Genomic DNA, 23,817 nt, shown 5'->3' on the forward strand with positions numbered 1-23,817 from the left:
ATACTTCTGGACTTATCTTAATTAGTGAGACTTGTGTGTGTTAGGCACATAAGTCTCTTTTTATTTTTGGAGGGTCAAGATGGCGCAAAATTTTTACCAGCAAGCAGTTAAGGACGTTGAAAAAGAACTGGCAACGTCCCAGACTAGCGGACTAAAGTCAGATCAGGTGAAGCAACTGCAAGAAAAAAATGGTCCCAACAGTTTGGCTGGGACTAAGAAAACTAGTATTTGGCAGCGTTTTTTAGCTCAATTTAAGGATTTCATGATTATTGTGTTAATCATTGCCGCCCTCTTGTCCGGCTTTGTAGCTCAGGAATGGACGGATGCAGCAATAATTATGATTGTTGTTCTGCTTAATGCAGTTCTAGGGGTTTTTCAAGAAACGCGGTCCGAAGAAGCAATTAATGCCCTAAAGAAGATGGCAACCCCTAACGCGCATGTCCGGCGAAACGGCCAAGTAGTTGTATTACCGAGTACCGAACTGGTGCCAGGTGATGTAGTCCTGCTTGAAGCTGGTGATGTGGTTCCCGCTGACTTGCGCTTGGTAGTCACCAAAAGTTTGAAAGTTGAGGAGTCGGCCTTAACGGGGGAATCTGTCCCAGTTGATAAGGATGCAGCCGCGATTAATGCGGCCAAAGTCCCGCTAGCTGATCAAGTTAACATGGCCTTTGCCAATACTAATGTGACTTACGGTCGTGGTGAAGGAATTGTTACTCAGATTGGGATGGGGACTGAGGTTGGCAAAATTGCAACTATGCTCAACAATGCTGATGAAACCGATACGCCACTCAAGCGCAATTTAAACCAACTGGGTAAGACACTGACAATAATGATCCTGTTGATCTGCGCGGTTGTCTTTGTGGTCGGTTTTTTGACCAAGCGGGGAAGTGCACCAGCAGACAAGCTGGCAATTGACATGTTCTTAGTTGCTGTTTCACTTGCAGTAGCTGCAATTCCCGAAGGGCTGCCGGCCATTGTTACGATTATCTTAGCTCTGGGTACCCAAGTAATGGCTGCCCACAAGGCGATTGTGCGCAAGCTGCCAGCAGTTGAGACATTGGGGGCAACCGATGTTATTTGCTCAGATAAGACGGGAACGTTGACCCAGAACAAGATGACAGTTGAGCAGCTGTATTATAATGGAAGAGTTCAGCAAGCAGACCAAGAGATTACTGAGGATAATCGGGCACTGCTAGCAATGATTTTGGCGAATGACTCTAAACTAGATGAAGCCGACCAGCTTCTTGGTGATCCTACTGAAACTGCCTTGGTGCAGTATGCCCTTGACCAAAAAATTGCCGTCCGAGCATTAATTGATGGTCACAAGCGAGTTCAGGAAGTACCATTTGACTCTAGTCGTAAGCTGATGAGTACGGTTAATGAGAATGACGGCCAGTATTTTGTGGCGGTTAAGGGTGCGCCTGACCAGCTTTTAGAGCGGGTAACCCAGATTGATCTGGCTGGCCAAGTGCAGAAAATCACGGCTGCCCAAAAAGACCAAATAATGGCTGCCAACCAAAAAATGGCCAAACAGGCTTTGCGGGTGTTAGGCTTAGCTTATAAAACAACTAAGCAGCTGCCAGTTGACCCAACGACTGACAATGTTGAAACGGATTTGACTTTTGCTGGATTAGTGGGAATGATTGATCCGGAACGACCGGAAGCTCAGGCGGCAATTGTAGAAGCCCGCAATGCTGGCATTCGTACTGTTATGATTACCGGTGACTTCCAGGTTACTGCTCAAGCAATTGCGGAGCGCTTAGGGATTTTAAAGGCTAACCAAGATGATCGGGTGGTCACGGGTAGCCAGCTTGATGAGTTCAGTGATGAATATCTGCAAAAACATGTTCGTGACTATAGTGTCTATGCGCGTGTTTCACCTGAACATAAGGTTCGGATTGTAAAAGCTTGGCAAGCCGCAGGTAAAATTGTGGCTATGACCGGTGATGGGGTGAACGATGCGCCGAGCCTGAAGCAAGCCGATATTGGTATCGGCATGGGCATCACGGGGACTGAGGTCTCAAAGGGTGCCAGTGACATGATTTTAGCGGACGATAATTTTGCTACAATTGTGGAAGCCGTTAAACAAGGGCGCAAGGTCTTTAGCAATATTCAAAAGGCCATCCTGTATTTGATGAGCTGCAATGTCGGAGAAGTTCTGACCGTCTTTATGATGACCATGTTGGGCTGGGATATTCTGGCTCCGGTACAATTATTGTGGATCAATCTAGTTACCGACACGCTACCGGCGATTGCTTTGGGCCTTGAACCGGTCGAAAAAGGCATAATGACGCGCCTACCACGCGGAAAGAAGTCAAACTTTTTTAGTGGAGGTGTTTCCAGCTCCATTGCCTACCAAGGAATTTTAGAAGGAATAATTGTGTTATTGACCTATCAGTTAGGCTTAAATATGGGTCCGCACGTGGGTAACGCTAACATGCAACACGGTGATGCCTTAACCATGGCCTTCTTGACTTTGGGTCTGATTCAACTTTTCCATGCCTTTAATTCTAAGTACATTCACCAGTCAATTTTTTCCAAACAGACCTTTACCAATAAGTGGTTTAACTGGGCGATTGTGATTTCGGCACTGGTAATGGCAGCGGTCGAATTGCCTTTTTTGACGAAGTTCTTCAATGTAACTGAGCTCAATGGTATACAATGGCTGATAGTGCTGACCGCTGGTCTTAGCATGATTATCATTGTGGAAGTAGTTAAATATTTCCAGCACCGACTGGGTCAAAAGTAAAATAGTTAAAAGAGCTCTTCGAGGAAGAAGGGCTTTTTTAGTATGAAGTTTTATTGCCAAAGTAAAAAATAGCGGCACCACAATTTTGTAACTATTATTTTTATAAATTTTAATTAAAAAGAGAGCTTAACTTTTAAAAATCTTAACAGCTATAGTAAAATGTGATAAGCACTCATTGCATTTCACTGTGATGACTATGAAAGGGGCGATAACAATGTCGATGATAGAATTCCATGATGTGCAGAAATATTATGGCCATTTTCATGCACTGCACGACATTAATTTAGAGATTGATCAAGGTGAAACGGTGGTTCTGATCGGACCATCCGGTTCAGGTAAGAGTACCTTGGTACGTACCGTGAACGGACTTGAGTCAATTCAAGAAGGTCAGTTGATTGTTAATGGACACGATTTGTCCGATTCCAAGACTAACCTAAACATCTTGCGTAGTGATGTAGGCATGGTTTTTCAGCACTTTAATTTATACAAAAATAAAGACGTGCTTGAGAATATCATGCTGGCACCGCGAATCGTCAGTCACATTCCTGAAGAAGAGAATAAGAAACAGGCGATTGAACTGCTTGAAATGGTTGGCCTAGAAAAGTGGGCTCATAATATGCCATCACAGATTTCCGGTGGGCAGAAGCAGCGGGTGGCTATTGCCAGAACGCTGGCGATGCGACCAAAGCTTATTCTTTATGATGAACCAACTTCAGCGCTTGATCCGGAAATGATTGATGACGTTTTACAAGTTATCAAAAAGGTTACTAATGAAAGTGGCATGACCTCCCTGATCGTGACCCACGAAATGGGCTTTGCCAAAGAAGTTGCCAACCGGGTAATTTTTATGGATAAGGGTCAAATTGTTGAAGATGATGATAGTCAAAGTTTCTTTAAGCAGCCTAAGACAGAGCGTGCCCAACAGTTTTTGAGTAAGATTATTTCGCACTAAGGAGGCCAATGATGAAAAAGAAATTTTGGCTACTTCCCTTATTGGTCGGTGTTCTTTTTTTGACAGGTTGTGGTAAAAGCTTATCGGACCAGTCCGTTTTAGATAATGTTAAGCAATCTAATACCATTACTTGGGGCGTTAAAGGTGATGTTAAACTTTTTGGGCTGATTGATGTCCGTGATGGCCAACAAAAAGGCTTCGACGTTGATATGGCTAAGCATATTACTAAGCACATTTTGGGCCCGAAAGGGCAGGCCAAATTTGTCACGACTACCTCCCAATCAAGGGTACCACTGCTTAAGAACGGTAACGTTGATGCAGTGATCGCGACCATGTCAATTACCCCAGAACGAAAAAAAATTATCTCTTTTTCTAAGTCATATTTTGATGCCGGTCAATCACTCTTGGTTTCAAAGAAGTCCTCAATTAAGAGTGCGAAAGACTTAAATGGCAAAACGGTAATTGGGGTAGTTGGAGCTAATTCGGTCCAAAATATCAAAAAAGTGGCGCCCAAAGCTAAGGTAATTGAGCTCCAAGACTATGCTCAGGCGATGAACGCGCTGAAGTCAGGCCAAGGCGATGCCTTGACCACCGATAATGGTATTTTGTTTGGTTTAGCCGTTCAAAATCCGGGCTATGTAGTCCGCGGAGGTACTTTTACAGTAGAACCTTATGGCGTTGCAGTTAATAAGGGGCAAACCTCATTCACCAAGGCGGTTGATCAGGCCGTGCTTGAGATGCAGCATAACGGTGAATACAACCGTTTGATTAAAAAGTGGTTTGGCGATGTCCCAGGATTCAAGTATAAGGAGCTGTATCGCCAATGATTAGTATCTTTACAAAATATAGCAACGATTTGCTTATCGGTTTAGGTTGGACGGTTTTGTCCAGTGTGATTGCCTTGTTTTTCAGTTTAATAATTGGTACGGTATTTGCGATTATGGAGGTCGTTCCGAGCAAAACAATGCGGACAATTGGACGGGTATACGTAGAGATTTTGCGTAATATTCCCCTGCTGGTAATCACCATGTTCTTCTACTTGGTTATTCCCAAGTATGTGGTTAGTATCAATGGGTTTACTGCCGGCACGATCGGCTTAACGCTCTATACTTCGGCATTCATTGCCGAAACGATTCGTTCTGGTATTCAGTCTGTTTCAGGCGGCCAGATGGAAGGGGCCAGATCGACCGGAATGACCTACTGGCAGGCCATGCGTCACATTATTTTGCCGCAGGCTTTCAAGATTGTCATCCCACCGCTTGGTAACCAGTTTGTTAATTTGGTTAAAAACTCGTCAGTACTCGCTTTTGTGGCGGGCTTTGACTTGATGTATCAAGCAAATACAGTCGCTTCAGCTACCTTTGATACGATTAATAGTTACTTGGTGGTAGGGTTTTTGTACCTAATTGTTACTTTGCCGCTAAGTTATTACATGCAGCATTTAGAAAAGAAATTAGCCTAGAAGGGGGACGGTAAAATGCAAAATTGGATTAACGCCTATTCATGGCTTAATATGCGCTTTTTATTGATGGGCCTCTGGGTAACGATTTATGTATCAGTTATTTCGGTTGTTCTTAGTTTTATTTTAGGCTCAATTTTAGGCATTATTAGATATTCAAAAATAAGATTCTTGGGTATTTCCAAAATAGTTGGCTTTATTATTGATATTATTCGTAATATCCCACTACTGCTGATTATCTTCTTTACCTACTTTGGTCTACCCAACTTTGGTTTAAGACCAGAAACGATTCCGGCAGCGATCATTGCAATGACCGTGTTTGAATCAAGTATGATTGCGGAAATTGTCCGTTCGGGTATTCAATCAGTATCATCTGGTCAGATGGAAGGGGCCAGGTCAACCGGAATGTCCTTTGTTCAGGCCTTGTGGCACGTTGTGCTGCCGCAGGCCTATAAGAACATGATTCCCACCATTATCAGCCAGTTTGTTTCGCTGATTAAGGATACATCGCTGGCTACGATTATTGTGGTACCGGAGATGATGCAGCACGCACAAGTGATTTACGGCCAGAATGGTAACTACATGATTCCAATGTTTGTCGCACTGGCAGTACTTTACTTCATTGTCTGCTTTACCCTGTCGGTAATTGGCAATCAGCTGGGTAAGCATTTGACGTAAAATTAAATTTTTACTTAATAAAATTAAAGTAGATTTCACAAATTTGTGAAATCTACTTTTTTATTTACTTTGATATATCAGTTATTGGTTTATAAAAATTCACAATAAGACAAGTATGATGACCGATTTTAGTTGATTACGATTAAAATATTTTAATAAAAAGCTTGACAGATTAAAATGGGATAATTATATTATTATATAACATCATATAACAATTACTGATTGAGAGGTTTATTAATGAAGAAAGAATATCAACAAGAAATTGCCAAGGTTGTTGCTGCAGTCAAAAAGCGGGGAGACCTTAATCACGTGTATTTTGCAGCTTGTGGTGGCTCCATGGCCTTCTTGCAGCCAGGTGAATACATCATCAATCGCGAATGTGATATTCCAGCAACGGTATTACCAGCACGTGAGTTTACCACTCGTAACCCCCACGACTTAGGAAAGCACAGTTTAGTGGTAACTTGTTCTCATTCGGGGAGTACGCCGGAAACTAATGAGGCAACCAAGTTTGCCAGCCAAAAGGGCGCAATGACGGTTGCAATTACGTTTGCTACTGGTTCAGACTTAGAACAGAATGCTGATTATACTTTGCATTATAGTTGGGGGAAGGGAACAGACGCAGCTGATTTGAATACAGGGGTCTTGTACGGGTTCATCTTTAGCCTATTAAAGGCAGTAACGGGTGACGGTAAATTTGATAAGGGCTTGGCCGCACTGGCTGATTTAGAAAAAATTGCGGCCAGAACTAGAGCACAATTTGACGCTATCACGAAGAAGTGGACTAGTGAGTTAAAACGAGAAAAACTAATCTATGCAGTCGGTTCGGGCATTAATGCGGGTCAGGTATATTCGTTTTCAGCCTGCTGGCTACAAGAAATGCAGTGGATTAACAGTAGTTATATTAACTCTGGTGAATACTTCCACGGTCCATTTGAAATTACTGACTTTGATGTTCCCTTCATTATCTGTATTGGCATGGGAGTCACGCGCGAGATGGACCAACGTGTAGCTAACTTTGCCCAGCAGCATAGTGAAAAAGTTTATCTAATTGACAATAGTAAGTTTAATTTGCATGAAATTGATCCAGAGTTCCAAGAGTATTATTCACAAATTCTTGCTGGTGTAGTCTTTCGGCAATTGGCTGAAGGCTTTGCTTATGAGCGGGGTCACTCACTTGATGTTCGCCGCTACATGTGGCACTTGGATTATTAGAAAGTAGTTACTGATGAAACTAATTTCAATTGGCGATAATGTAGCCGACACATATGTTAAGCAAAGGAGTTACTTTCCTGGGGGGAACTGTGTTAACGTTGCGGTTGACGCCAAAAAGGCTGGGGCTGAGGTGTCCGCCTACCTAGGGATTCTGGGTGACGATGATCGCGCACAACACATTGAAAAATCATTACAAGCAGAAAAGGTCGATTTGGTTAATTGCCGCAAGGCATATGCACCAACTGCACAACCACGGGTTTTGCTCACTACAGCGGGAGATAGAACCTTTAAGGCTGGCCCGAAAAATTCGGCCTTGCACCTGCTGTCTTTGAGACTAACCCCAGACGATTTCAAAAAAATTGCTACTTTTGATGTTAGTCACTTGAGCATCGATTCTGGCATCGAAGCTTATCTTCCTGAACTTCATCGCCTAGTTAAAGTATCATTTGATTTTTCAGATTTACGCGATGATGATTACTTCAAAAGGGTTTTGCCTAACGTTGATTATGCTTTCTTTTCAGGGGCAGCTTTAGAAGATGAGCAAGCGGTTGAATTTGCCAAAAAATACTTAACCTTAGGTCCTGAAGTTGTTGTAATTACCAGGGGTGAGCAGCCAGCATTAGTGTTAACTTCGCAAACTGCTTGTTATCAAGATCCCCAAAAAGTTGAAGTCATCGATACAATGGGCGCTGGAGATAGTTTTATCGCAGGTTTTTTGGTTTCTTATTTTGACCACAAAAACTTGGTTCAGGCAGCGCAAGCAGCCAGCAAAAATGCTGCTGCCACTTGTCAAATACAGGGTGGTTTTGGCCACCCAAAATCTTTTTAGAAAAGAGGGATACTCATGAAAAAAGGCACAAAAATATTAGCTGCTACTGCTGCATGTTTAGGTTTATTTCTGACTGCTTGTCAAAAAAATGCAGATTCTGGTACGAACAACCAGACTAAAATCACGGTTGTTCAGAATGCGGCCGTTGACTCGCTAGATCCAATTCTAGCCTACCAAAATACTTCGTCAACAGTGGTGGCAAATGTGAATGAAGGGTTATATACCATTGATGCTAATGACAAAACACAGTTAGGACTGGCCGCCAGCGTTAAGACCAGCAATCACGGATTGACAAAAACGTTTACCATTCGTAAGAATGCGAAGTGGTCAAATGGTGATGCAGTTACAGCTAACGATTTTGTCTTTGCTTGGCGGCGCTTGTCTGATCCTAAGTTGGCTTCAGCTTTCAACTTCCAACCGGGAGCTGCAGGAATCAAAAATGCCAATGAGATCGTAGCTGGTAAAAAACCAGTTGAGTCATTGGGGGTCAAGGCAGTTGACGCCAAGACCCTAGTGGTCAATTTGGATCATGTCGTCCCCTATATGGATAAGCTACTGGCTTTCAGCGACTTTGCTCCAGTTAACCAAAAGTATTTTGAACGGGCTGGTAAGAAGTTCGCTCAGGATTCAAACCACTTAATTTATTCTGGCCCATACCAACTCAAGGATTGGAAATTAGGGGATAACACTATTCAATTGGTCAAAAATTCCAAGTATTGGGATGCCAAGAACGTTAAAGTTAAAGAAGTTAAGCTTGACGTTATCACCGACCCCGAAAAGGCAGCAATTGCTTATGAAAATGGTAGTGCTGACTATGTTCATTTGAGCGGTCAATTAGCTGCTAAGTACCGTAAAGATAAAGGCTTTGAAAACGACGTAGGGAACTTTACCCAGTACATTATGTTCAACCTCAAAAAGCCCGGAATGAATAATGAAAACTTGCGGAAGGCAATTTCTCACAGTATTGACCGACAAGAAATCACTACCCATATTTTAAAAGATGGTTCAATTCCGGCACACTCAATGGTTATGAAGGATTTGGTTAAGAATCCGGCTAATAATAAAGATTTTGCTGACGAATCAACAAATAATTTAACAAATTATGCGCCTGCTGCTGCCAAACAGTACTGGAACAAGGCTAAAGCGACAACTAAGGTAAGAGACTTCACCTTGTTATACGATGATAGTGATCCATCGTATGCCAATGTGGCGGCCTATATTAAAGCTCAAGTTGAAAAACATCTTCCTGGCATGAAAGTCAACCTGCAACAAGTAGCCAAGAAAACCAGATTAGATAAAATGTCGAAGGCCACTTATGATGCAACACTGACTCGGTGGGGGCCAGATTATGCGGATCCAACTGCTATTTTGAGCATGTACCAATCTAAGAATGACAGTAATTATGGTCATTGGGCCAATGCTGAATTTGATCGTTTGCTAGCGCGAGCAGACCAGACGACTGACCAGAAGAAGCGCTATCAGCTTTTGCTAAAGGCCAACAATGTCTTAATTGATAGTGCTTCTTGCCCGCCGCTCTATCAAAACGGCGCGCCTGTTCTGAAGAGAACAAATATTGAGCACCTACCAATGCATATTGCCGGTGTACCGTTCTTCTTCAAGTATGCATCAATTAAGTAAATTAATTTAAGCCAAGTTGCAAACGGGGCTGGGATGCGATCTCAGTCCTGTTTGCTTATCTTAGGAAGTAAGGAGGGATAAAGTTGAAAAAATACGTTTTAAAAAGAATTTTAATTGCTATGGTAACCCTATTTTTGATTACCTTGATTTTGTTCATGTTGGAAAAGGCAATGCCGGGCTCCCCGTTTAACGATGAAAAAATGTCACATGACCAGGTTGCCGCTCTTTATCACAAATATGGACTAGATGGTCCTGATCCGCTGCAATTTTTGAACTACCTGAAAAATATGTTGACTGGTGATTTTGGCATATCGTATACAGTTCAAGTTAATACGCCAGTCACAACGATGATTCTGCAGCACTTTACTATTTCATTGCAAATTGGCTTACAAGCAACTTTGCTAGGCGCAATTTTAGGATTCTTCATGGGAGTTTTAGCAGCTATCAAAAAGGGCACAATCTGGGATAACCTGATGACTGGTATTTCGGTTTTAGGCATTAGTTTGCCCAACTTTGTGGTAGCGTTGATTGTTTCTTTGCTGTTTGCCTACAAGTTGATGATTTTTCCAGGGACTTACCAGCAGACCCAACCATTTATTTCAAGCATTTTGCCGACAATTGCCCTCAGTACTTTTACTATGGCAAGTATCGAGCGCTATGTGCGCAATGACATGATTACTATTATGAATTCTGATTATTATCGATTGGCAGATTCTAAGGGAATAAAGAAAAGTCAACTAATTATGCACCATGTCATTAGAAATACCTTGATCTCAGTGATTACCGTTTTAGCACCACTGATGATTGACCTGATTGCGGGGAGTATGGTAATTGAAAAAGCATTTGCAATTCCCGGATTGGGAACGCTCTATATCAGCGCAATTCAAGCCAATGACTATAATGTCGTGCTTGGTATTACCTTCTTTTATGCTGTGCTGTTCATCGGCATCATGTTAGTGGTTGATATTCTTTATGGCTTAATTGATCCGCGAATTAGATTAGATGAGGGTGAATAATTATGACAAATAAAACAAATACTGATTTTACTTTTGTCTCTAAACCTGAAATCGTTGACCATTATGCGGGTAAGTCTGCTTCTTACGGTCAGCTGGTTTGGCGGCGCTTTTTAAGGAACAAGGGAGCGGTGGTTAGTGCAATAGTGCTAATTGTCATTGCCTTGATTGCATTTTTGGCACCGTATTTAAGTCAATTCTCACCAACTACACCGTATCCGAGCCAGTCTAATTTGGCTCCCGGGACAAGTGGTCATTGGTTCGGAACCGATAACTTGGGGAGAGATATCTTCGTCAGAGTGGCAGCTGGAACTTCCGTTTCATTGCGCGTTGCCCTGGTGGCAATGGCCATTGATCTGGTGATTGGAACTAGCTATGGGCTCATCTCGGGTTATTTCGGTGGTAAAGTCGACTTGTTTATGCAGCGAATTACAGAAATTTTGAGTACCATTCCAATGATTATTATTGTTACACTATTAGTCTTAGTAATGCGGCCTGGGCTGGTAAGTATTATTACTGCGATGATGATCGTCGGGTGGATTAATATGAGCCGCATCGTTAGGGCGCAGGTGCTCGAACTAAAAACAAGAGAATTTGTTTTGTCAGCCAAAACAATGGGAGAAGCAAATAGCAAAATTATCTTCTCCCAGATTTTGCCCAATGCACTAGGACAAATTATTACTACCTTTATGCTGTCTGTTCCTAATGCCATCTTTTTAGAAGCCTTTTTGGCCTTTATTGGCCTGGGCGTCCCGGCACCACTTGCTTCCTTAGGAACAATGATTAACGATGGCTATACCCAAGCAATCGTCTATCCTTATATGGTGATTTTCCCAGTTTTATTCTTGGCGCTAATTATGTTGAGCTTCAACATTATTGCCGATGGTTTGCGCGATGCGCTTGAAGGGAGTTAGGAGATATGTCTCAAACGGTGTTAGAAATTAAGAACTTACAGGTCGCCTATCAAACTGAACATGGAGAAGTGCAAGCAGTTAGAGGAATTGACTATCAAGTCCAAAAAGGTGAAACAGTGGCTTTGGTGGGAGAATCAGGTTGTGGTAAATCAGCCAGCGTAAAACCAATTATGGGTGAAAAAGAAGCCAATCAAGTAATTAAGACTGGTGAAATTAAGTTTACCTATCAGAGTAAAACCGGCGAAAAGACAATTGATTTGTTAAAGGTCAATGCTAAAGTAATGCAAAGTCAAATTAAGGGTAAAGAAATCGCGATGGTTTTCCAAGATCCGATGACTTCGCTAGATCCAACCATGAAAATTAATAAACAGGTGGCAGAGGCGGTTAAAGCTTCCTATCCAGACCTAAACAAGCTACAAGTGAAGCAAAGAGTTTTGGAGTTGATTGCAACAGTTGGTATTCAAAATGCAGAAGTTGTGCAAGAGCAGTATCCCCATCAACTGTCGGGTGGGATGCGCCAGCGAATTGTTATTGCGATTGCTTTAGCAGGTAATCCTAGTCTGTTAATTTGTGATGAACCGACTACCGGACTCGACGTTACAATCCAAGCCAAAATTTTAAACTTGATTAAGCACATCCAAAAATCCAGAAAACTAGCAGTGATTTTCATTACGCATAACTTGGGCGTAGTAGCCAACATTGCGACCTTTGTGAATGTAATGTATGCTGGCAAAATTGTTGAAACAGGGACAAGTGAAGATATTTTCTTTGATCCTAGACATCCTTATACTTGGGGCTTGCTGACTGCTGTTCCTGACGTTAATGAACAAGTTAAGAAGCTGCCCACCATTGCCGGGACGATTCCTAACCTGACCCAGCCAATTGTAGGCGATGCCTTTGCCCCGCGGAATAATTATGCTTTAAAGATTGATTTTGAACAGCAGCCGCCAATGTTTAGAATTAACCAGCACCACTATGCCGCCACGTGGCTCCTGGATAAGCGGGCTCCGCGAGTAGAAATGCCGGCATTACTGCAAACACGAATTGCTAAAATGAAGGGAGCGGGTGAGGCTGATGGCAAATAATATTTTAGAAGTGCAGCATTTAAAACAGTACTTCCCGGCGTCCAGTAAAAAGCTGGTTAAGGCCGTTGACGATGTTTCTTTTTCGATTGCCAGTGGTGAGACCTTTGGCCTAGTAGGAGAATCTGGTAGCGGCAAAACGACAATCGGTCGATCAATAATTCGCCTGTACAAGCCCACGGCGGGAACCGTCACCTTTGAGGGCGAGCAGATAGCTGGTTCATTGAATAAAGCACAAGCGGCGAAATTACGCAAAGACATACAGATGATTTTTCAAGATCCAATGTCTGCGCTTAACCCCCGTAAAAAGGTGGGTGAAATTGTCAGACTGGGACTTGATATTCATTATCCACAGCTTGATAAAACGGAAAAACTAACTCGTGTTCGAAAGATGCTTAAAGTGGTGGGACTCGATAGCTCATTTATTAACCGTTATCCGCAAGAGTTGTCTGGCGGTCAGCGGCAAAGAGTGGGCATTGCACGAGTTGTGATTATGCACCCGCGGCTAATTATTGCCGATGAGGCGATTTCAGCATTAGATGTGTCGGTGCAAGCGCAAGTGGTCAACTTGTTGCAAAGCATTCAAAAGGAAAGTGGCAGTGCCATGCTCTTTATTGCGCATGACTTAGCAATGGTTAAACATCTCTCCAGCCACATTGGGGTAATCCATTTGGGACATATTGTGGAGACTGGTCCCACCGCTGAGCTTTTTGCTAATCCGGTTCATCCCTATACTCAAAGTTTGCTTACCGCAATTCCATCAACTAATCCTTTGGCAGAACAAAACAAGCAGTTGACTGACTATCAGGCTAATCGTCAGCAATATGAACATAAAGCAATGAAAGATCTTGGTCAGGGGCATTTGGTCTTAGCCGATGGATCTTGGCCAATTTAAACTGATTAATTTAGTTATATTAATTTATACAGTTTATATAAAATAATATTACACAAAAAGCTTAAGCAATAATGTACTGCTTAAGCTTTTTACCTGTTGTGAACAAACTATGCCAACTAGTCAGTTAAGTTTGCACTGATTTGCCGTTTGAGTAGAGTCATATCGGCGGAGTCATCAGCAGCTTTAAGGTTAAACAGCTTAACCTGAATCACATACGCTAGCATTGGGCTAATCAGAATGCGCAGAATTTGGACAGGCGTCAACTTTTGATTGATTTCGGTAAAACGATGCTGTAAGTTCTGACAATATGCCAGTACTCCTTTTTCACCAGCGACGTATTTTTTGATGAGGTTAAGCATGTTCTGGTTGGTCAATAATTCCTGGAAAAATAGGCTGAAAAAATCAAAATTAATGAGCAGAAAATGAACGCGGTCCTCAACTACAAAAGCTACTAACTTGGATAAATCTTGGTAGTCATTTAGCTGCACAAAAAAGTTTTCTTGGACTTCTTTTAGTAGTGGATTCAATAGTTTAGTCAGGAGATCATCCTTTGATTTGAAATACTTGTAGATCGTCCCTTCACTTACGCTGGCTTCATGGGCTATCTCAGCTGTTGTAGTTGCGTGAAATCCCTTTTCAGAAAATAATTTTAGCCCGGCTAGCAACACCTTTTTTTGGCCAGAAGGTATTTTTTGCTGGTTGATTTCTTCTTTGTAACTTGCTAAAACTTTTGCCATAATCACATCTCCATCATTATTGTTATACTTTACGATACCGCTTTAAGCCGAGGATATTCAAGTACAATAATATTATCAAAAAAATCAAGAGTGCTCCAATATCGTTTGTGATATTGGATAAGCCTTGGCCATACATCATAATCTTGGTTAAGGCGTCACCGGTATAAGTTAGGGGTAAAATTTTTCCGATATACTGTACCCACTGCGCCATTGAATCTAGTGGAATGAGTCCGGAAAAGAAAACTTGTGGCACTATAACTACCGGAATTAGTTGCATCATCTGAAATTCAGATCCAGCTAAGGTTGAGAGCAATAACCCAAAAGCTAGTGCAACAAGGGCTAACAGAAAACCGATTAAAATCACATTAAAGAGGCTACCAACCACTTCGACTTTTAACAACCAAATTGTTGCAAGTACAATAATCGTAGCCTGTACAATTGAGATCAGGCCGTAGCTAATTAGATAACCAAAGACAATTTCGCTTCGCCTGACAGGTGTGGCTAGTAAGCGATCGAGGGTGCCACTGGTGCGCTCTTTGAGCAGTGCCATACCAGAAATTAAAAAAACAAAAAGAAAAACGAAGAAACCGAGCAAAATTGGTACCATTTTGGCAAAGAAGCCAGTGTCTTTGTTGCCGTACCGATAATGATTATTAATTTTCACCTTAGAAGTTTGCTTGGGTTGCTTTATCTTTGAAGCAATTAGAGGATCAGCCTTTAACAATACTCTTTGGATTTGCTTAAGTTTACTCGTTAACGTTGAAAAGTTTTCTTTTGTTAGCGCTGCGCTCAGTGCTTGCTTAGTTAGGGTGGTTTTACCAGAATCGGTGTTAGCGTAAGTAACATCGTAAGTGTTATTTTGGTATGAAATAGCGGCATCAATTTTGTTGTTTTGTAAGTTAGCGTTAGCGCGCTTCTTTGAGTGGTATTTCTTAACCGTAACATGGTCAATCTTATTAAGTTTCTTATTAACAGATTGACTAACATTAATGGTGGCAATAGTTGTTTCTGTTTGCGAATTTGCCGAAAACATAACATTCATCAACCACATGACTAAGATTGGTGCAAGAAACATTAGTATCAATGACCGCTTGTCGCGGAATAATTCCAACCAAACTTTTTTGGCAATAGCTAAAGTTCTCATTATTCTTGTTCCTCACTTTCGGCTTTTAGGAAAACTTCTTCAATTGTATCAACACCATATTGCTGCTCGAGCTTTTTGGGTTCCGCAAAGGCAATGATTTTTCCGCCTAGCAAAAGAGCAACCCGGTCCGTTAATTCAGCTTCGTCCATAACGTGTGTAGTAATTAAAACACTGCGTCCTTGCTGTCGAATTAAGGCCAGTTCATGCCATATTTTGCGGCGCAGAGAAGGGTCAATTCCAACAGTCGGCTCATCGAGCACAAGCAAGTCAGGTGCGCCCAACAGGGCAATTGCTAGTGATAGTCTGCGCTTCATCCCACCAGAATAATTGCTAACCTTTTTATTTAAGTCATTAGTCAATTCGACTACATTAGCAGTATAATCAATTTCTTCGGCAAGTTTATTACCTGTGACACCTTTCATATTACCAAAAAACTCCAGATTTTCTTTAGCTGTTAGTGCTTCATACAAGGCATCAGACTGCGCCATATAACCAATTTTTACAAGTATTTTGCGAGCCGGCATGGTGGTATTAAGAACTACTGCATCACCGGAGTCAACTTTTTCCATACCCAGCATAGTTTTAATAGTTGTCGATTTACCGGCCCCCGATGGACCAATCAGCCCCACAATTTCTCTTTTTTTAACAGTTAAGCTAATATTATTTAGCACTACCTGCTTGCCATATGCCTTGTACAGTTGACGTAAATCAATGATGTTTTCCATGTTTTGCTTTCCTCCTTATTTAATTTAGCGAGTGATTACTCACTAAATTATTAAAACGATATTTTAGCCAGTTAATACTACCTTGTCAATCAAAAGGTAACTTAATTCAATTTTTTATGAACTGAGTTACTGGAACTAATAAATTGTTATTTCTTTTTTAATTTAGTAATATTGGAATGATGAAGGAGCAGAGAAATGAATTCCGATAAGACAATTGCGGCCGTTCCGCTCTATAGAAAAGTTTATCTGGATTTGAAGCGGCAAATCCAGCAGGGGCAATTAAAGCCAGAACAAAAATTACCAAGTGAACAATATTTGTGTGAGAAGTACCAGGTTAGTAGGATAACGGTGCGCCGCGCGCTCAAGTTACTGACAGAGGAAAGGTTAATTGCCACAATTCAGGGCAAGGGGTCTTATGTCAATGCCCAAAAAATGAGTGGCAAGTTGGAGCAGATTCAAGGTTTTTCAGAGTTTGCGCTTTCCCGTGCAAAAACTAACAAACAGCTTATTATTAAACGTGAAATATTACAAAATGCTGATGTTGCCAAAGTCCTGCTTTTACCTGAACAGGCGGATTTGATTTATATTAAACGCCTTTCCGAAATAGCGGGGACACCAATGGCAATCGATGAGGCTTGGCTTTCGGCGGAACGCTTTCCCGATTTATTAGTTAACATTAATACTGCTACTTCACTGTATGAGTACCTGGAAGAAAAGTACCATGAGAGCCCGGCAAGTTCATACCGGGAGATTGGAACCATCTTGCCTAATGCTAAGCAAACGCACTTGCTGAAGTTAACTACGACTGTACCTTTATTTGAAGTAAATAAGACGGTTTATAACCAGTTTGAGCAGCCGCTTGAGTTCTCTCACTATGTTGTCCGCGGTGATGAAATGACCTACACGATTGATTCGACGTCGGATAGCCACATTTACTTTAACAATAAGAAAATGTCGTAAAAGACCATAAAAAGCCAGTTTGAACAGTCCCTTCGGGACCATTCAGACTGGCTTTTCTTGTTTTGGCTAGGGAGCTTGGTGGAATGGAAAATTAGTGAGTTTTGACAATACAATAACAAGGGCATACTACTCAAGGAAGACGGTCAAGAAATGACTGAGACTATTCCATGATTTTTTTCTAAATGCATTTTGATGGGACTTTGTATTAGGTTGCAATGGTGTAATAAGCAATATTACGGGCTGGCTTGCGCTAAAATAAATTGCTAAAAAGTTGTTAATACTTTTTTAGTGGGTGAATGGTTAAAAAACTAAAAAATAATGCAAAAAAGCTTGAGTTTGCGCAGGTGTTTTCTGTACCCTTAAGCTAAGTGAAAATTGGAGAAGGTTAAGAATGAAGAATTTTTTGTTTCGGCTGTATCTGCGTCTAATGAAGCTAGGCGCGAGTTTGACGAAAATCAATCAAAAGCACCTAGTGATTTTGAATGGTGCGGGGAGATCGGGCTCCAATGGTTACCTTTTTGCTAAGTACATGAGGGCTAACCATCCCGAATACGATGTGACTGTGGTTGAACCATGGCCATCATCACATTTATCATTTAAGACCTGGCGCAAAATTGGCCGGGCCAAGTTTGTCTTGACTACTCATTCTCCCTTTAAGGTCCATGCTAAGCAGGTTAATATCCAATTTTGGCACGGCATTCCGCTCAAACGGATGGGCATCATGGCCAATAATACTACTAGTAGAGCCGATTGGCGCAATGCCAAGTTATGGCAAAAGAATACTGACCTTGTTTGCTCCAGCTCTGACCTCTATGAAACCCTGATGAGTGCTTGTACTGCGGTAGAGGCAGCTAAGTATCATAAAGTAGGTTTTCCCCGTCTTGATGCACTATCAAGGCCGGTAATTTCTAAGGATCAATTACTGCAAGACTTGTTTAAGCAAAGGGATGAACAAGCGCAAATCGTTATTTACATGCCAACTTTTCGCTATGAGCTGGCCGACCAGGAAGTTATGGCGCAAATTAGTGCAGGTAACTTTTTAACCCTACCGGATTTTGCTGCAGCGCGCTTGAATGAATCACTTAGAATTAACCACCAGTACCTAATTGTTAAGCTGCATCCCTATGAGCTGAGTCTAATCGGTGACTTGAACAGTCACTTTTCCAATATTAGTTTTCTTAATAATGACTACTTAACTGAACACGATGCCGATCTTTATGAACTCTTGGGCAGTACGGATAGCCTGATTACCGACTTTTCCTCGGTTTACTTCGACTACTTGAACTTGGACAAACCAATCATCTTTGTGACTAACTACCTAAAGCAATATGAGCAGGAGCGGGGGCTACTGCTTGGCCCGTATGATCGCGTTGTCCCCGGTTCCTGTGTTAAAACGCAGGCTGAATTGGTGCATGCCCTGGCTGCACCAGATAAGTACCAAACCCAGCGCAAGTACTGGCTAGACCTGACCAATCAAGTTCATAGTGATTCGTACTGCGCTGATATCTTTAATTTGATGATACAAAAAGGTGAAGAGGATAAACTGTGAAAAAAACATTTTTGAATATTTTATATAATGCGGTTTACCAAATTTTCCTTGTCTTAGTGCCACTGATCACGGTACCCTACCTGTCGAGAATTCTAGGGCCAAAAACATACGGGGTCTACAGTAATGTGAACAATATTGTCCAATTCTTAATGATCTTTTGTACATTATCAGTTTCTTATATCGGTATGCGGACAATTTCGCAGACGCGCGCTTTTGGCAATAAGGCCGACCTTACCGAAGCGTTTTGGGGTTTATGGTATTTCCAAGCAATCGCTGGTGCAGTGACTATTGTGCTTTTGGTAGTCGTTACTAGTTTTTTTCATCTCAAGTACGGCCCCTACCTGTTGCTCATGGTGCCCTACCTAATTTCAGCTCAGGTTGACATTTCTTGGTTTTTTCAGGGCCTTGCGGCCTTTGGCCGGGTGGTAGCAAAGAACACGGCAGTTAAACTTGTTTCCGTTATCCTGATTTTACTTTGGGTGAAAGAACCTGGTGACCTCTGGAAGTATATGCTGATTATGTCGGTGTCGACGATGTTGGGATCATTTGTCTTTTGGCTCGATATTCGCCGTTATGTTGGTCGGCCAGTGGGGCATTTTTACCAGTATCAAACGACGGTGCGAGCAATTATTACCTTGCTGGTTCCGCAGATTGCTACCCAGATTTATACCTCACTCGATAAACCACTTTTGGGCCTTTTTCAGAACTCAACGCAGGTGGCCTTTTATGACAATTCGCAGCGTATTTCTAACATGGTTCTGGGGATCATTACCAGTATTTCACTGGTGATTATGCCTAAGATGGCCGGTGAAGGACAAGGCAAGCAGAAGGTGATCTTAAAAAAATCGCTGGAAGCGACGGTCATGCTGGGAACGATCTTTGCAGTCATCATCATGGCCAATACCAAGGAATTTGTCCCCTTTTTCTTTGGCCATAAGTTTATTCCGATGACGCCGTTGATGTTTTTCTTCACCTTGACCATTATTATGATTCCAATGGGCGGTGTTTTTGCCAATCAGTTTGCCTTGGCCAATCACCGAGATCGTGATTATGCTATTCCGGTAATTGTTGGTGCAATCCTTGAATTGGTGCTAAGCTACTTCCTTGACCGCTGGTACGGCGCCACAGGAGCTATGGTGGCCATTCTACTAACGGAATTCATTGTGCTCCTTTTGCGGCTCTGGATTGTGCGTGATGGTTATGATTTCAAATATTCCTTCCGTGAAATTCCCAAATATTTGCTGATTGCGGTAATTGTCTTAGCTGTTGGGATGGTACTACCGCAGCTGGTTTCGTCCGCCTTTCTGAATATGACCCTAAAGTCCATCATTATGTTTGTTTTGTATATTTTACTGATGTTTATGATGAAGCTTGACTTTAATGAAGATATAATGATGTTACTTAAACGTTTTTTTACACGAGGCTAAAATGATTCCCAAAATTATCCATTACGTTTGGGTTGGGGGTAACCCTAAACCCAAGAACATTCAACGTTGCATGAAAACCTGGAGTAAGCACCTGCAAGACTACCAAATTATTGAGTGGAACGAGCAGAACTTTAATATTCACGAAAATCCCTACATTGAACAAGCCTACCAGGAGCAAAAATGGGCCTTTGTGTCAGATTATATTCGGGCCAAGGCAGTTTATGAGCAGGGCGGCATTTACCTGGACACCGATGTATTGGTTTTGGATGATTTGACAAGCCTATTGGCTGATCGCGCGTTTGTTGGTTTTGAAAATAAAGCTAATCCCTTTACTGCTGTTTTTGGTGCGGAAAAAGGACATCCGCTGGTTAAGGACATGTTGTCCTACTATGATAACCGTGATTTTACCTTTGACACCAAAGATCAACTAGCAGGAGTCAACACGCTTTCCGTTTCGGACATCCTTAAAGACAAGTATGGCGCCAAGCCAACTAACCAGGAACAGCTATTGCCAACGGGTATTCATGTCTATCCTGACGGAATCTTGTGCAATCCCTCTGCTGCTTCTAAGACGATCCACGTGTTTACTGGTACCTGGATGGAGGGCGCTAAGCCTTTTAAGCGCAAGCTGGTGACGGCGCTAAAGGTCAGAATCAGAAGTAAAGCTGCTGCGGGACTTTACGCTAAATTAATCAGATAAGATGACTGAGCAAGAGTTACAAAAATTGGTAGAGCAGATATCCCTTACTTACTTTGGTCGTCCCTTTAAGCATCGCGTAAAAATTAACCGCCGCTTAACCACCACTGGGGGCCGTTACCACTTAGAAGACCATCATCTTGAGATTAATGCGCATTTTTTAGTAAAGCAGTATCAAAGTGAACTAGTGGGAATTATTAAGCATGAATTGGTACACTACCATCTCCACTTAGCTCAACGAGGATACCGCCACCGTGATCGGGATTTTTCCAGGCTGCTTAAGCGGGTAAACGGTTCGCGTTATGCCCCGGACATTGGTTTGAGTCGCAAGCAATCGCCGCGTTATTGCTACACTTGCCAAAAGTGTGGCCAAAGCTATCAGCGGGTGCGGCGAATCAACGTTTTTAAGTATGCTTGCGGAAGGTGTGGCGGTCGCCTGAGTGTTGTTAATCAGCGGTAAAGCCAAGTGAGAGGTGAGGAATTATCGGGGTGGCCTAGCAGCTACTTTGTTTGACAAGTGATTAGTAAGCAAGTTATAATTCAAGTATAAAATTTAGGTACCTAACTATTTTTTGAAAAGGAGTTATCTCATGAGTCAAACAAGCGATAAATTAATGAAGCAACTAAGTTTTGTCATGCGGGCCAGTCGCTACTTTATGTTCGAAAATAAGCAGCCAATTTCAGGGCAAAAGCGGGTGTTAGCTGTACTCAAGTTGGGCGATGGCTTAACCCAGAATTACTTAGCAGAAATCCTGGCCTTAAGACCGGGATCGCTAGCTGAATTATTGAAAAAACTGGAACTAAAGGGTGATATCAGACGTGAAACTGATGACCAAGATAAGCGGGTAAAACGGGTATATTTGACTGAGGCCGGCAAGAAAGAGGCTAGTCTGCTTGATCAGGAGCAAAAAGAGTATGATACGGCAACTTTTTTTGCCGGGTTGAACGAGGATGAACAAGCAGAATTGAGTAAGTCGTTGGAAAAGATTTCTAATGGTTGGGATGAAGGCTTCCGTAAACAAACGCAAAGGTTTGTTGATCCGACTTACCGGATGAAAGCACTGGCTAAGTGGCACAAATTTTCTGACCAGCAAGATTATCGCACTGCGGATATGCAGGATATGCGGCGTAAAATGAGGGCGTGGCGGCACGAGTTTAAACGAGAAGATTTTCCTGAAAATCACCATAAATGTGCTAAAATACGTCAATATGACCAAGACTTTTGGCAAAAGTTTTGGGATAATAAGAACGAAGAAAGTTGATTAAGAAAAAGTGCAAAAAGTTTTTCAGCTTATGAAAAGCTTTTTGTTTGGATCAAAGTACTAGAAAGGCTACCTTCATGACGGTTAAACCACGTAAAAATAAGAATAAGACAGTTAAGCTACGGGATTTTTTTCACCTGTTGAGCGGATTACAGCTGAAAAAGTCACTATTTGTACTTGGTCTATTCCTCAGCTTGATTACCAGTGCAGCTAACTTAGCGCTGCCCCTACTAACCAGGAATTTGGTCGACACCAGTAAGTGGGATAAGTTTAATTACACCAGCATGGTAATCATTGTTGTAGTCTTTATCTTGCAGCTGGTCTTAAGCACGTTGGGCGGCTTTATCTTGCGCTACTTTGGCGAAAGCGTGGTCAAGACGCTGCGTGAACGGTTGTGGGCACACTTGCTAAAACTCCCTGTATCGTACTTTGATGAGAATAAGGCTGGGGAAAGTAGTTCCCGGTTGGTTAACGATACTGGTGTCATTAAGGATCTAATTGCAGCTCAATTCCCCAACTTTATTACGGGTGGAATTCAGCTAGTTTGTTCATTGTTTATCTTGTTTGTGATGGACTGGCAGATGGCAACGTTGATTTTTACGATTGTACCGATTGTCGTGCTCATTCTATTACCGATTGGGCGGATTATGTCAAGACTGGGGCGTAAGTTACAGACAGCCACTGCCGAACTCAATGGTGATGTTAGCGAAAAATTAGCCGATGTACGTTTGATTAAGGCAAGCAATGGGGAGCGGTTTGAAAAAGACCGCGGCAATGGCTTAATTGACAAGATTTTTGGTATTGGTGTGGCCGATGCACGAGTGGAGGCAATTCTCCAACCGGTCATGATGACTTTGATGATGGCGGCCTTTGTCGGTATTCTGGCTTTTGGTATTATTCGGATTGGTCAAGGAACATTAACTAGCGGCTCGCTAGTTGCCTTTCTCCTGTACTTGTTCAATGTGATTTCGCCAGTTGCCACCTTTGCCACTTTCTTTTCGCAAGTCCAAAAAGCACTGGGCTCAACCGAGAGAATTCAAGCTATTTTGAAGTTGCAGCCCGAAAAGGCGGCCTCGAACCAGCAGTTGGATTTAACTGATAAGACCTTGACTGCCAAAGCAGTCAGCTTTAGCTATAAGGTAGGGGAGCCAGTTCTCAATGAGATTTCCTTTACTGCGCAACCTAATTCGGTAGTCGCATTCGCCGGCCCTAGTGGTGGCGGAAAGTCCACTATTTTTGCCCTCTTGGAGCGTTTCTATCAACCTGCTAGTGGTCAAATTATGATTGGCGAGCGAGATATTCAGGACGTTGACTTGGACAATTGGCGGGCTCAACTTGGCTATGTATCACAAAATAGTGCGATTTTTTCCGGGACGATTCGGGAAAACTTAGTCTATGGCTTACCGCGCACGATCACCGACGATGAATTGTGGCAGGGTCTAGCACTCGCCTATGCAGACGGCTTTGTCCGGGAATTTCCCCAGCAAATGGAAACGGAAATTGGCGAGCGGGGCATTAAACTGTCTGGCGGACAGAAGCAGCGGTTGGCGATTGCCCGAGCCTTCTTGCGCAATCCAAAGCTTTTGATGTTGGATGAAGCGACGGCCAGCCTGGACTCGGAGTCAGAAGGCAAGGTTCAGCAAGCACTTGACCAGTTGATGGTCGACCGAACAACATTAGTGATTGCCCACCGGTTGTCCACGATTGTCAATGCTGATCAGATCTACTTTGTTGAGCACGGCCAGATTACGGGACATGGTACCCACCGTGAGTTGATGAGTCAACACGAACTGTATGCGCGCTACGTGAATGAGCAGATGGTTGATTAGCCAGTTTTTTCGCAAAAATAGTGCAGAAAGTATTGTGCTAAAATCAATTTTGGGTTATAGTAT

At 42.4% G+C, this 23,817-nt stretch carries 22 protein-coding genes; 19 read left to right on the forward strand and 3 right to left on the reverse strand.

Annotation, left to right across the window (positions count from 1 at the left end):
* The first annotated feature begins 79 nt into the window (after window positions 1-79).
* From R8389_RS02245 to R8389_RS02300, 12 genes are all read left to right on the forward strand, one after another.
* Window positions 80-2,749 carry a calcium-translocating P-type ATPase, PMCA-type gene (locus tag R8389_RS02245; protein ID WP_317637860.1) on the forward strand — a complete coding sequence of 890 codons (2,670 nt, stop codon included), beginning with the start codon at window positions 80-82 and terminating at the stop codon, window positions 2,747-2,749.
* 214 nt (window positions 2,750-2,963) lie between these two features.
* Window positions 2,964-3,701, forward strand: coding sequence for an amino acid ABC transporter ATP-binding protein (locus R8389_RS02250; protein ID WP_317637861.1), 738 nt, complete (start codon window positions 2,964-2,966; stop codon window positions 3,699-3,701).
* Window positions 3,702-3,712: 11 nt separating this feature from the next.
* The gene (locus R8389_RS02255) at window positions 3,713-4,528 is read left to right on the forward strand and encodes a transporter substrate-binding domain-containing protein (protein WP_317637862.1); all 816 of its coding nucleotides are present in this window, start codon (window positions 3,713-3,715) and stop codon (window positions 4,526-4,528) included.
* Complete coding sequence (locus R8389_RS02260; protein ID WP_317637863.1) at window positions 4,525-5,163, forward strand: amino acid ABC transporter permease; 639 nt, start codon at window positions 4,525-4,527, stop codon at window positions 5,161-5,163. Before R8389_RS02255 ends, R8389_RS02260 begins: the two co-directional genes overlap by 4 nt.
* A gap of 15 nt (window positions 5,164-5,178) precedes the next feature.
* Window positions 5,179-5,838, forward strand: a complete 660-nt coding sequence (locus tag R8389_RS02265) for an amino acid ABC transporter permease (RefSeq protein ID WP_317637864.1) — start codon at window positions 5,179-5,181, stop codon at window positions 5,836-5,838.
* A gap of 237 nt (window positions 5,839-6,075) precedes the next feature.
* Window positions 6,076-7,053: an SIS domain-containing protein gene (locus R8389_RS02270; protein ID WP_317637865.1), complete on the forward strand. Its 978-nt coding sequence runs from the start codon at window positions 6,076-6,078 to the stop codon at window positions 7,051-7,053.
* Window positions 7,054-7,066: 13 nt separating this feature from the next.
* Window positions 7,067-7,882, forward strand: coding sequence for a PfkB family carbohydrate kinase (locus R8389_RS02275; protein WP_317637866.1), 816 nt, complete (start codon window positions 7,067-7,069; stop codon window positions 7,880-7,882).
* A gap of 15 nt (window positions 7,883-7,897) precedes the next feature.
* Window positions 7,898-9,520 carry a peptide ABC transporter substrate-binding protein gene (locus tag R8389_RS02280; RefSeq protein ID WP_317637867.1) on the forward strand — a complete coding sequence of 541 codons (1,623 nt, stop codon included), beginning with the start codon at window positions 7,898-7,900 and terminating at the stop codon, window positions 9,518-9,520.
* Window positions 9,521-9,603: 83 nt separating this feature from the next.
* Window positions 9,604-10,536: an ABC transporter permease gene (locus R8389_RS02285; RefSeq protein ID WP_317637868.1), complete on the forward strand. Its 933-nt coding sequence runs from the start codon at window positions 9,604-9,606 to the stop codon at window positions 10,534-10,536.
* A gap of 2 nt (window positions 10,537-10,538) precedes the next feature.
* Entirely contained in the window at window positions 10,539-11,447 is a 909-nt protein-coding gene (locus R8389_RS02290) for an ABC transporter permease (RefSeq protein ID WP_317637869.1), read from the forward strand.
* A 5-nt stretch (window positions 11,448-11,452) separates the two neighbouring features.
* Complete coding sequence (locus R8389_RS02295) at window positions 11,453-12,532, forward strand: ABC transporter ATP-binding protein (protein ID WP_317637870.1); 1,080 nt, start codon at window positions 11,453-11,455, stop codon at window positions 12,530-12,532.
* On the forward strand, window positions 12,522-13,424 hold the full coding sequence (locus R8389_RS02300) for an ATP-binding cassette domain-containing protein (RefSeq protein ID WP_317637871.1): 903 nt from the start codon (window positions 12,522-12,524) through the stop codon (window positions 13,422-13,424). Before R8389_RS02295 ends, R8389_RS02300 begins: the two co-directional genes overlap by 11 nt.
* Before the next feature lie 116 nt (window positions 13,425-13,540).
* On the opposite strand, the gene R8389_RS02305 is transcribed toward R8389_RS02300, so the two are convergent.
* From R8389_RS02305 to R8389_RS02315, 3 genes are read right to left on the reverse strand one after another with little or no spacing between them, the layout of a single operon-like run.
* A complete protein-coding gene (locus R8389_RS02305) occupies window positions 13,541-14,161 on the reverse strand; it encodes a TetR/AcrR family transcriptional regulator (RefSeq protein ID WP_317637872.1) in 621 nt (206 codons plus the stop codon).
* 22 nt (window positions 14,162-14,183) lie between these two features.
* The gene (locus tag R8389_RS02310; protein ID WP_317637873.1) at window positions 14,184-15,305 is read right to left on the reverse strand and encodes an ABC transporter permease; all 1,122 of its coding nucleotides are present in this window, start codon (window positions 15,303-15,305) and stop codon (window positions 14,184-14,186) included.
* On the reverse strand, window positions 15,305-16,030 hold the full coding sequence (locus R8389_RS02315; RefSeq protein WP_317637874.1) for an ABC transporter ATP-binding protein: 726 nt from the start codon (window positions 16,028-16,030) through the stop codon (window positions 15,305-15,307). Before R8389_RS02315 ends, R8389_RS02310 begins: the two co-directional genes overlap by 1 nt.
* 195 nt (window positions 16,031-16,225) lie before the next feature.
* Between R8389_RS02315 and R8389_RS02320 the strand changes: the two genes are divergently transcribed.
* From R8389_RS02320 to R8389_RS02350, 7 genes are all read left to right on the forward strand, one after another.
* Window positions 16,226-16,990, forward strand: coding sequence for a GntR family transcriptional regulator (locus R8389_RS02320; RefSeq protein WP_317637875.1), 765 nt, complete (start codon window positions 16,226-16,228; stop codon window positions 16,988-16,990).
* Window positions 16,991-17,381: 391 nt separating this feature from the next.
* The gene (locus R8389_RS02325; protein WP_317637876.1) at window positions 17,382-18,539 is read left to right on the forward strand and encodes a CDP-glycerol glycerophosphotransferase family protein; all 1,158 of its coding nucleotides are present in this window, start codon (window positions 17,382-17,384) and stop codon (window positions 18,537-18,539) included.
* On the forward strand, window positions 18,536-19,966 hold the full coding sequence (locus R8389_RS02330) for an oligosaccharide flippase family protein (protein ID WP_317637877.1): 1,431 nt from the start codon (window positions 18,536-18,538) through the stop codon (window positions 19,964-19,966). The genes R8389_RS02325 and R8389_RS02330 overlap by 4 nt, the downstream gene beginning before the upstream one ends.
* 1 nt (window position 19,967) lies before the next feature.
* Window positions 19,968-20,666, forward strand: coding sequence for a glycosyltransferase family 32 protein (locus tag R8389_RS02335; protein ID WP_317637878.1), 699 nt, complete (start codon window positions 19,968-19,970; stop codon window positions 20,664-20,666).
* Window position 20,667: 1 nt separating this feature from the next.
* Window positions 20,668-21,123: a SprT family protein gene (locus R8389_RS02340; protein WP_317637879.1), complete on the forward strand. Its 456-nt coding sequence runs from the start codon at window positions 20,668-20,670 to the stop codon at window positions 21,121-21,123.
* Between the two features lie 130 nt (window positions 21,124-21,253).
* Window positions 21,254-21,925: a MarR family winged helix-turn-helix transcriptional regulator gene (locus R8389_RS02345; RefSeq protein ID WP_317637880.1), complete on the forward strand. Its 672-nt coding sequence runs from the start codon at window positions 21,254-21,256 to the stop codon at window positions 21,923-21,925.
* A gap of 77 nt (window positions 21,926-22,002) precedes the next feature.
* Window positions 22,003-23,754 (forward strand): ABC transporter ATP-binding protein, encoded by a 1,752-nt coding sequence (locus tag R8389_RS02350; RefSeq protein WP_317637881.1) that lies wholly within the window; start codon window positions 22,003-22,005, stop codon window positions 23,752-23,754.
* The last annotated feature ends 63 nt before the right edge of the window (window positions 23,755-23,817 follow it).

It is taken from the genome of Lactobacillus xylocopicola, from assembly GCF_033096005.1.
In the GTDB taxonomy this organism is placed as follows: Bacteria; Bacillota; Bacilli; order Lactobacillales; family Lactobacillaceae; genus Lactobacillus; species Lactobacillus xylocopicola.

Excerpts from the sequence above, each read along its gene's own strand:
- R8389_RS02245 (WP_317637860.1), top strand. The coding sequence starts at position 80 with ATGGCGCAAAATTTTTACCAGCAAGCAGTTAAGGACGTTGAAAAAGAA.
- R8389_RS02250 (WP_317637861.1), top strand. The coding sequence starts at position 2,964 with ATGTCGATGATAGAATTCCATGATGTGCAGAAATATTATGGCCATTTT.
- R8389_RS02255 (WP_317637862.1), top strand. The coding sequence starts at position 3,713 with ATGAAAAAGAAATTTTGGCTACTTCCCTTATTGGTCGGTGTTCTTTTT.
- R8389_RS02260 (WP_317637863.1), top strand. The coding sequence starts at position 4,525 with ATGATTAGTATCTTTACAAAATATAGCAACGATTTGCTTATCGGTTTA.
- R8389_RS02265 (WP_317637864.1), top strand. The coding sequence starts at position 5,179 with ATGCAAAATTGGATTAACGCCTATTCATGGCTTAATATGCGCTTTTTA.
- R8389_RS02270 (WP_317637865.1), top strand. The coding sequence starts at position 6,076 with ATGAAGAAAGAATATCAACAAGAAATTGCCAAGGTTGTTGCTGCAGTC.
- R8389_RS02275 (WP_317637866.1), top strand. The coding sequence starts at position 7,067 with ATGAAACTAATTTCAATTGGCGATAATGTAGCCGACACATATGTTAAG.
- R8389_RS02280 (WP_317637867.1), top strand. The coding sequence starts at position 7,898 with ATGAAAAAAGGCACAAAAATATTAGCTGCTACTGCTGCATGTTTAGGT.
- R8389_RS02290 (WP_317637869.1), top strand. The coding sequence starts at position 10,539 with ATGACAAATAAAACAAATACTGATTTTACTTTTGTCTCTAAACCTGAA.
- R8389_RS02295 (WP_317637870.1), top strand. The coding sequence starts at position 11,453 with ATGTCTCAAACGGTGTTAGAAATTAAGAACTTACAGGTCGCCTATCAA.
- R8389_RS02300 (WP_317637871.1), top strand. The coding sequence starts at position 12,522 with ATGGCAAATAATATTTTAGAAGTGCAGCATTTAAAACAGTACTTCCCG.
- R8389_RS02305 (WP_317637872.1), bottom strand. The coding sequence starts at position 14,161 with ATGGCAAAAGTTTTAGCAAGTTACAAAGAAGAAATCAACCAGCAAAAA.
- R8389_RS02310 (WP_317637873.1), bottom strand. The coding sequence starts at position 15,305 with ATGAGAACTTTAGCTATTGCCAAAAAAGTTTGGTTGGAATTATTCCGC.
- R8389_RS02315 (WP_317637874.1), bottom strand. The coding sequence starts at position 16,030 with ATGGAAAACATCATTGATTTACGTCAACTGTACAAGGCATATGGCAAG.
- R8389_RS02320 (WP_317637875.1), top strand. The coding sequence starts at position 16,226 with ATGAATTCCGATAAGACAATTGCGGCCGTTCCGCTCTATAGAAAAGTT.
- R8389_RS02325 (WP_317637876.1), top strand. The coding sequence starts at position 17,382 with ATGAAGAATTTTTTGTTTCGGCTGTATCTGCGTCTAATGAAGCTAGGC.
- R8389_RS02335 (WP_317637878.1), top strand. The coding sequence starts at position 19,968 with ATGATTCCCAAAATTATCCATTACGTTTGGGTTGGGGGTAACCCTAAA.
- R8389_RS02340 (WP_317637879.1), top strand. The coding sequence starts at position 20,668 with ATGACTGAGCAAGAGTTACAAAAATTGGTAGAGCAGATATCCCTTACT.
- R8389_RS02345 (WP_317637880.1), top strand. The coding sequence starts at position 21,254 with ATGAGTCAAACAAGCGATAAATTAATGAAGCAACTAAGTTTTGTCATG.
- R8389_RS02350 (WP_317637881.1), top strand. The coding sequence starts at position 22,003 with ATGACGGTTAAACCACGTAAAAATAAGAATAAGACAGTTAAGCTACGG.